General features: G+C 53.4%; 6 protein-coding genes and 2 pseudogenes. 7 read left to right on the top strand and 1 reads right to left on the bottom strand.

Annotated features, from left to right (window positions below; genetic code table 11):
* Positions 1-1,042 (top strand): annotated as a pseudogene (locus tag A3OI_RS21170) (IS4 family transposase); the annotation flags it as partial.
* Positions 1,043-1,312: 270 nt separating this feature from the next.
* On the opposite strand, the gene A3OI_RS0111000 reads toward A3OI_RS21170, so the two are convergent.
* Complete coding sequence (locus A3OI_RS0111000; RefSeq protein ID WP_018404327.1) at positions 1,313-1,894, bottom strand: hypothetical protein; 582 nt, start codon at positions 1,892-1,894, stop codon at positions 1,313-1,315.
* 488 nt (positions 1,895-2,382) lie between these two features.
* On the opposite strand from A3OI_RS0111000, the gene A3OI_RS19940 reads away from it, so the two are divergent.
* The 6 genes and pseudogenes from A3OI_RS19940 to A3OI_RS0110970 all read left to right on the top strand — a co-directional run bounded on the left by A3OI_RS19940 (position 2,383) and on the right by A3OI_RS0110970 (position 6,210).
* On the top strand, positions 2,383-2,697 hold the full coding sequence (locus A3OI_RS19940) for an antitoxin Xre/MbcA/ParS toxin-binding domain-containing protein (protein ID WP_018404326.1): 315 nt from the start codon (positions 2,383-2,385) through the stop codon (positions 2,695-2,697).
* A gap of 158 nt (positions 2,698-2,855) precedes the next feature.
* Positions 2,856-3,461 (top strand): annotated as a pseudogene (locus A3OI_RS19935) (PP2C family protein-serine/threonine phosphatase); the annotation flags it as partial.
* 18 nt (positions 3,462-3,479) lie between these two features.
* Positions 3,480-3,971 (top strand): STAS domain-containing protein, encoded by a 492-nt coding sequence (locus A3OI_RS0110985; protein WP_018404324.1) that lies wholly within the window; start codon positions 3,480-3,482, stop codon positions 3,969-3,971.
* Positions 3,972-4,011: 40 nt separating this feature from the next.
* Positions 4,012-5,088, top strand: a complete 1,077-nt coding sequence (locus A3OI_RS0110980; RefSeq protein WP_018404323.1) for an NAD(P)H-dependent glycerol-3-phosphate dehydrogenase — start codon at positions 4,012-4,014, stop codon at positions 5,086-5,088.
* Between the two features lie 74 nt (positions 5,089-5,162).
* The gene (gene sixA / locus A3OI_RS0110975; protein ID WP_018404322.1) at positions 5,163-5,612 is read left to right on the top strand and encodes a phosphohistidine phosphatase SixA; all 450 of its coding nucleotides are present in this window, start codon (positions 5,163-5,165) and stop codon (positions 5,610-5,612) included.
* 34 nt (positions 5,613-5,646) lie between these two features.
* On the top strand, positions 5,647-6,210 hold the full coding sequence (locus A3OI_RS0110970) for a DUF1285 domain-containing protein (RefSeq protein WP_018404321.1): 564 nt from the start codon (positions 5,647-5,649) through the stop codon (positions 6,208-6,210).
* The last annotated feature ends 30 nt before the right edge of the window (positions 6,211-6,240 follow it).

Below are 6,240 nucleotides of genomic sequence, written 5' to 3'. Positions count from 1 at the left end.
AAGCTCAGCGCGTCAGTCTTTGAGGCTCTCAACAGCGCCCTGCAGGCCCAGATGGATGAGCTGGGGCTGCACAAGACCTGGCAGGGCCTGCGCCTGCTGGCCGTGGACGGCTCCAGCATGCACTTGCCGCTGGAAGACCCACTGGCCCGGCACTTCGGAACCCACAACGGGTTGCCGGTGGCNCGGGTGTCGGTCCTGCAAGACCTGCTGTCCGATCAGGCTCTGCACACCCTCCTGATCACGCCGGATGTGGATGAGCGGGGCTGTGCCAGCATGCACCTGAAGCATGCTCCTGAAGCATGCTCCTGACCACAGCCTGATTCTGTTTGACCGGGGCTATCCCGCCCACTGGCTCTTTGTTGAGCTACAGCGCTGTGAACAGCAATTCCTGATGCGCCTGACACTGACCCATTCCCGGGAAGTCCGCGCTTTTGTGGATTCCGGAAAAGACGACGATACCGTCTCCATGACGTGCCGGCACCGGTTATCCCGACAGGTCTGTGAGCAGTCCGGTGTGGATCCGGACACGCCCCTGCGGATCCGGCTGATCCGGGTGACCCTGCCCACCGGGGAAACGGAGGTGCTGGCCACCTCGCTGCTGGACACCAAGGCTTTCCCCGCATCCCTCTTTGCCGACCTGTATCACCGGCGCTGGGGCATTGAAACCGACTACCGCCGGCTCAAACAAACCCTGACCCTGGAAAACGTCAGTGGCCGGACGGTCTGCGCCGTACAGCAGGATATCCACGCCTGCCAACTGCTCAAAAACCTGGCCCTGCTGATGCAGGCCCTGCAGCAGCCTGATATTGAGCGCAAAACCGCCCACCGAAAGCTGGCCTGGAAGGCCAACTTCACTCAGGGCGTGTCCCGGCTGAAGCATACCCTCGTCGCCCTGTTGGTGCGCCCCAGCCGCGAGGCCCTGGATAACCTGTGTCGTCTGATGGGTAACAGTCTGAGTGCGGTGCGCCCCGGGCGAAGCTGCCCACGACGCCGAAAACGGCCAGCCGCCAAAGGCTGTGAAGGGTACAAACCGACTCGCTGACCGACACCACACCTCGACAGCGTTTAACAAGATTTCCTGACAGACTGTGCTGGTCACCGGTCGGATGACGCTCGTCCTGAAAACCGCTGGCACGACTCTGCCGTGCCAGAAAATACGCCGTTGGCGGTCTTTGGATCGAGTTTCCGGTTAGAATCTGTTCTTATCCGCCTGATTTTTCAACAACAGGCTGCCTCACTGTCGGTCATCTACGCCGGCTCAGCAGGTCGTGCTGGAGTTTTGGGCGCTTAAGTTGATGACATTGGGCCGAGATCAGCTGGATGAGTCCAAAGGTCTGCATTTTGTCTTATTAATTGCTTGAGCAGATCCTCCGAGTTTCCATGGGGGTAAATGATCTAGAAAAACCAGATCCCCATCATACATTTGGAAACTAGCGTTTTTACCAAGCTTTAATGCCTTAATAGCCTCTGGGGTCAATCTTGCGCCGATATTGTAGCTTGGCACCTCAGCAACAATTCGTTTGATAATGGCGAGAATTCCTAAACGAAAAGTTTTTTCTCCCACTGTGAGCAGAACGCCTGCATCGGGCCTATCTAGATAACTGTTTTGACCATCATAGACGACCATAAAAGGTTGGGAGAGTGCCTTCGGCATTTGTGGTCCAATCCTCGCTTGGAGAAAAAGTATATGGTTATCAATCCCGCCTATGGTCGTGCACATATATCCTAGTCCAAACCCACCGATTTCTGGCCCCGCTACCCAGACCGCCTTTGCAACCGTGCTGGTCGATCGCCATTCGGTGTTAGGAAGTGTTTGTTTAGGTTCGGAACTCAAGACCGGCGCAGCCGAGATCAGTAAGCCGATGATTAAGGCTACGAAAGAAAAATGCTTCATGTTGTTTCCTTGACCCGCAAGCAGATGTCTTATTGAACATAGACTAAAAGCATGCACGCCCATATTAATAATCTAGTCAAGCTGACCCGCCTCTCACTGACCTAACCGTCTTAAGCGTAGTAATGCTCAACACAGCAGACGATGATGTTCATGAAAATACACAGTGAACATCCCTGTTTTAGTTGCACTGCTGATTAACAGTTTTCTGTCCATCGGTGTTTCGCAAGATATTACAGTGGCGCCAGGTCTTCAATGAATCGAAGGGGGAGGAGACGGGTTCAAGCAGCCCGGCAGAAAGGTCCGCTTTGTGGTCAATCTGGACGTTCGCTTTGCGAACAGCACGGCCAATTTATGGTGACGTGGACACTCCTGGCCCACTAGCTTCTCGCTAGTGCCGACAGGCCGCGATATGAGCAACGTAAGACGCCTTCCTTTTGTGGATTTTTCGTTGGAAAGTGGGCTTTTGATGCCAAGTTGAAGGGATCTGGATGACGGAAAGAAAATCCTACAGCTTGGCTGATCTCGTGGCACAGTGTGACCCAGACGCCCCGATTCCAAACACGCTTCGAGAGTGGAAGCGGATGGTGCCGATTGGGATGGAGCTGGTCATCACACGGCACGCAGTCGACGTTGTTCATCAGTCGATACGAATCTGGGAATCGCGGGAACAAGCATTGGAATGGCTCCAGCACCCGATTCCAGCGCTTGAAGATGAAAGACCTTGCGACTTGCTGGATACCGTTGACGGTTGTCGCCGGATAACGTCAGTGCTTCATAAAATTGAGCATGGTGATTTCAGCTGATCCTCCCGCTTACTGCGCTAGGGTAGGCCAGAGCCCTAAGCATTCGTAGATGGTCTCAACGAGAGTTTTAGTATTTTTGTTTGGTACAGTTACTAAAGTAGAAAGTCTTCATTCACGCACTCACTCACTGGATTGGGATAGTTTTTATAGTTATAGGCAGCAAAGTCATGGTATACATCGCGGATGTGTCTGGCCACGGCGCCAGCTCTGCGTTTGTTACGGTATTACTAAAAAATCTGACCAGCAGGCTACGGCGTGACTTAAGGCGCGGGTTTAATGATGAAATCATGCATCCTGAACTCTTTTTACAACGTATAAACTCAGAACTCCTAGATACCGGTTTGGGCAAGCACGTTACTATTTTCATGGGCATTATTGACGTGAAAACACGAATCTTGAGCTACACGGTAGGTGCTCATCTGCCAATGCCTATCATCGCGTTTGAAGATCAGCCTGCAGAGTTTTTGAAAGGCAGCGGGCCTCCAGTCGGGCTGTTTGAAGAGCCTGAATGGCAGGTGTTTCAGCTGCCGCTGACGGCGCCGTTCCGGTTGCTGATGTTTTCAGACGGCATCCTGGAGGTCATACCGGCTAAAAGCCTGGATGAAAAGGAGCGAACACTACTTGAACTCGTATCGGGAGGTCGTCACACTATCGCCTCTTTGAGCGAGGCCCTGAATCTCGATGAGATGACGGAATTACCCGACGATATCGCTATGGTGTCGGTCACTGACGCTTTACGCGATTCAGAAAGCCCGTCGTCCTAAACAGTGGCAGTATGGAAAATGGCTGGTTATAAAATTCTGCAAGCGGAAGAAAAAGGCATTTATGTCTTAAAGTTTGTGGGTGAAATACGCCTGAATCTGTGCTCGACGCTGGACAACCTGGTTGAATCCATCACTCAGGATCCCAATTTCAGAACCGTGGTCATCGACCTGTCTGAAACTGAAATTATTGATAGCACCACCCTGGGACTTTTGGCAAAAATAGCACTGGCCGCCAAAAAACAGAGCGGATGCACGCCCAGCCTGATTTCTACCCACCCGGATATCACACGCATCATCGGTTCGATGGGTTTCGACAGTATTTTTATTATTGTCAGCGAGCCGGTCTCCAGCATGGAGCGCCTGGAAGAAATTCCGGAGCTGAAAGCCAGTGAACAACAGGTTCGCGACAAAGTGCTGGAAGCCCACAAAATACTGATGGGTATGAACAGCCGGAATCGGGAAGAATTCAAAAATCTGGTTCACGCCCTAGAATGCGAAGAAACCGGCTGAGCGAAAAACGGAATGACTATTCCTGAAAAGTGAAATAACTATGCCCGAAAATACAGCAGCGCCCGCGCAGGGTAACGCTTCCAATGTACCAGCCCGCCATGATGTGGCGGTGCTCGGCGGCGGCAGTTTTGGCACGGCTATGGTCAAGGTGCTGGCTGAAAATGGTCATCGCGTGCACTTTTGGATGCGTGACCAAGCTCAAGCCGACAGCATCCGTGAAACCGGTCAGAATGAGCGCTACATGCCCGGCATTATGCTGGCCGGCGATATAGAGCCCACCACAGATTTGCCTGGCGCCGTTGCCAACGCTGAAATTGTCTTTGTTGCCATTCCATCAAAAGCCTTCCGTGACGTAATTCACCAGCACGCCAATTGTTTTCGCGACGGCCAGATAGTCGTTAGTCTGACCAAAGGTATTGAAACGCAAGGTTTCAAGCTAATGAGCGAGATACTGCAGGAAGAAATTCCTCAATGTCGTATTGGTGTGCTCAGCGGCCCCAACCTGGCCGCGGAGATTGTAAATCGTGATCTGACCGCCACCGTTATAGCGTCAGAAGACCCAGAGGTGCGCACCAGCGTTCAAAACCTGCTGGGCTGTGAGTATTTTCGGGTTTACGCCAACGCGGATATGTACGGCGTGGAGCTGGCGGGTGCATTGAAAAACATTTATGCCATCGTCGCCGGGCTAGGCTCGGCTCTGGGGATGGGCGAAAATGCCAAAGCCATGCTGATCACACGCGGCATGGCGGAAATGAGCCGCTTTGCGGTCAGTTTGGGGGCCAATCCTATGACCTTCCTGGGGCTGGCCGGCGTTGGTGACCTGATTGTTACCTGCACATCGTCCAAAAGCCGGAATTTCCGCATTGGTTACGCGATTGGCAAAGGCAAGCCGCTGGAAGAAGCGGCGGCCGAGCTGGGGCAGGTCGCAGAAGGTATTTACACCTTGAAACTGGTGCGCGAAAAATCCGAGGCCATGGGCATTCAAATGCCGCTGGTACGGGGCTTACACGACATTTTATATGGCAATGCGTCTGTAAAGGCGGTTATCAACGGTTTGATGACAGCCGCGCAGAACTCCGATGTGGAGTTCATTCTGCCGCGTACAATTGTTCAATAACGACTTCATAGCGGTTGCATAGCGATTCTATCGCGACTTGTTTTTCAAGTTAATCATACGCTTAGAGGTTATTGATGAAGCTTTTTATAATGCGCCACGGCGAAGCGGGCCGGCACGCACAGGACGATCAGCGCGAGCTTACCGACGTGGGTAGGCAACAGGTTGCCCGAGTGGCCGCCCAGCTGGCGGAAAGTGATAGCCGCCCTGAGCTTATCTGGTGCAGCCCCCTGGTTCGTGCCCGTCAAACCGCTGCGATAGTGGCCGAAAGATTGAACTGTCCGGTTGAAGAAAAGCTGTTCATTACGCCAGACGACGATCCTGCCCGTTGCCTGGACGCGTTATTGGCCAGTACGGCTTCACCGTTGTTGCTGGTATCGCACATGCCATTGGTCGGTGTGCTTACCAGCCTGCTGACAGACGGCCACCGGCGCGGCGCAGCGTTCATGACGGCCCAAGCCGTGCTGCTGAACATGCCCATCGTCGGCCCCGGCTGCGCTGATCTGAAAAACCAGTTTTTCCCCTGACCTTCATCGCAGCTACTCATCAAGGGAGGCCTCTATGAGCCAACAGTCGAAAGACCTGGAGCAGCTTGCAAAGTCTGTTCCTGCCAAAGGCTTACCGCCACTGCAAGACTGGCATCCGCCGCTCTCCGGCGATATGGAGATGCGCATAGATCGCGCCGGCGATTGGTGGTTTAAAGGTAATATTATTGGGCGCGAGGCGCTGGTGAAGTTGTTTTCCAGCATATTGCGGCTAGAAGACGACGGCGAGTATTACCTGATTTCACCGGTCGAGAAATGGCGCATTCAAGTGGAAGACACACCGCTACTGGCGCACTCACTAACGGTAAGCGGGCAGGGCGAACAACAGATGTTGACGCTAACCACCAATGTGGGAGAAATTCTCAATATTGGCGCCGACCACCCGCTGCAAATGGACACTTACCCTGGCACGAATGAGCCCCGACCACTAATAACGGTACGCCATGGCGTGCAGGCACGACTGGTAACGGCGGCTTACTACGAATTGGCGGATTTGGACGTTGAGCGTTTAATAGACGGCGAAACCGTGGTTGGCGTGCTCAGCGAAGGAAATTTCTATAAATTGACCGGCAACGGTTGAAAACTCTGCCTGCGCCCCAAAAAATACTGG

Origin of the sequence: Marinobacter gelidimuriae (assembly GCF_000372805.1) — a bacterium.
In the GTDB taxonomy this organism is placed as follows: Bacteria; Pseudomonadota; Gammaproteobacteria; order Pseudomonadales; family Oleiphilaceae; genus Marinobacter; species Marinobacter gelidimuriae.
Note: the sequence above shows the minus strand (reverse complement) of the source record. Positions and strands in the feature narration are given on the sequence as shown.

Excerpts from the sequence above, each read along its gene's own strand:
- A3OI_RS0111000 (WP_018404327.1), bottom strand. The coding sequence starts at position 1,894 with ATGAAGCATTTTTCTTTCGTAGCCTTAATCATCGGCTTACTGATCTCG.
- A3OI_RS19940 (WP_018404326.1), top strand. The coding sequence starts at position 2,383 with ATGACGGAAAGAAAATCCTACAGCTTGGCTGATCTCGTGGCACAGTGT.
- A3OI_RS0110985 (WP_018404324.1), top strand. The coding sequence starts at position 3,480 with ATGGCTGGTTATAAAATTCTGCAAGCGGAAGAAAAAGGCATTTATGTC.
- A3OI_RS0110980 (WP_018404323.1), top strand. The coding sequence starts at position 4,012 with ATGCCCGAAAATACAGCAGCGCCCGCGCAGGGTAACGCTTCCAATGTA.
- sixA (WP_018404322.1), top strand. The coding sequence starts at position 5,163 with ATGAAGCTTTTTATAATGCGCCACGGCGAAGCGGGCCGGCACGCACAG.
- A3OI_RS0110970 (WP_018404321.1), top strand. The coding sequence starts at position 5,647 with ATGAGCCAACAGTCGAAAGACCTGGAGCAGCTTGCAAAGTCTGTTCCT.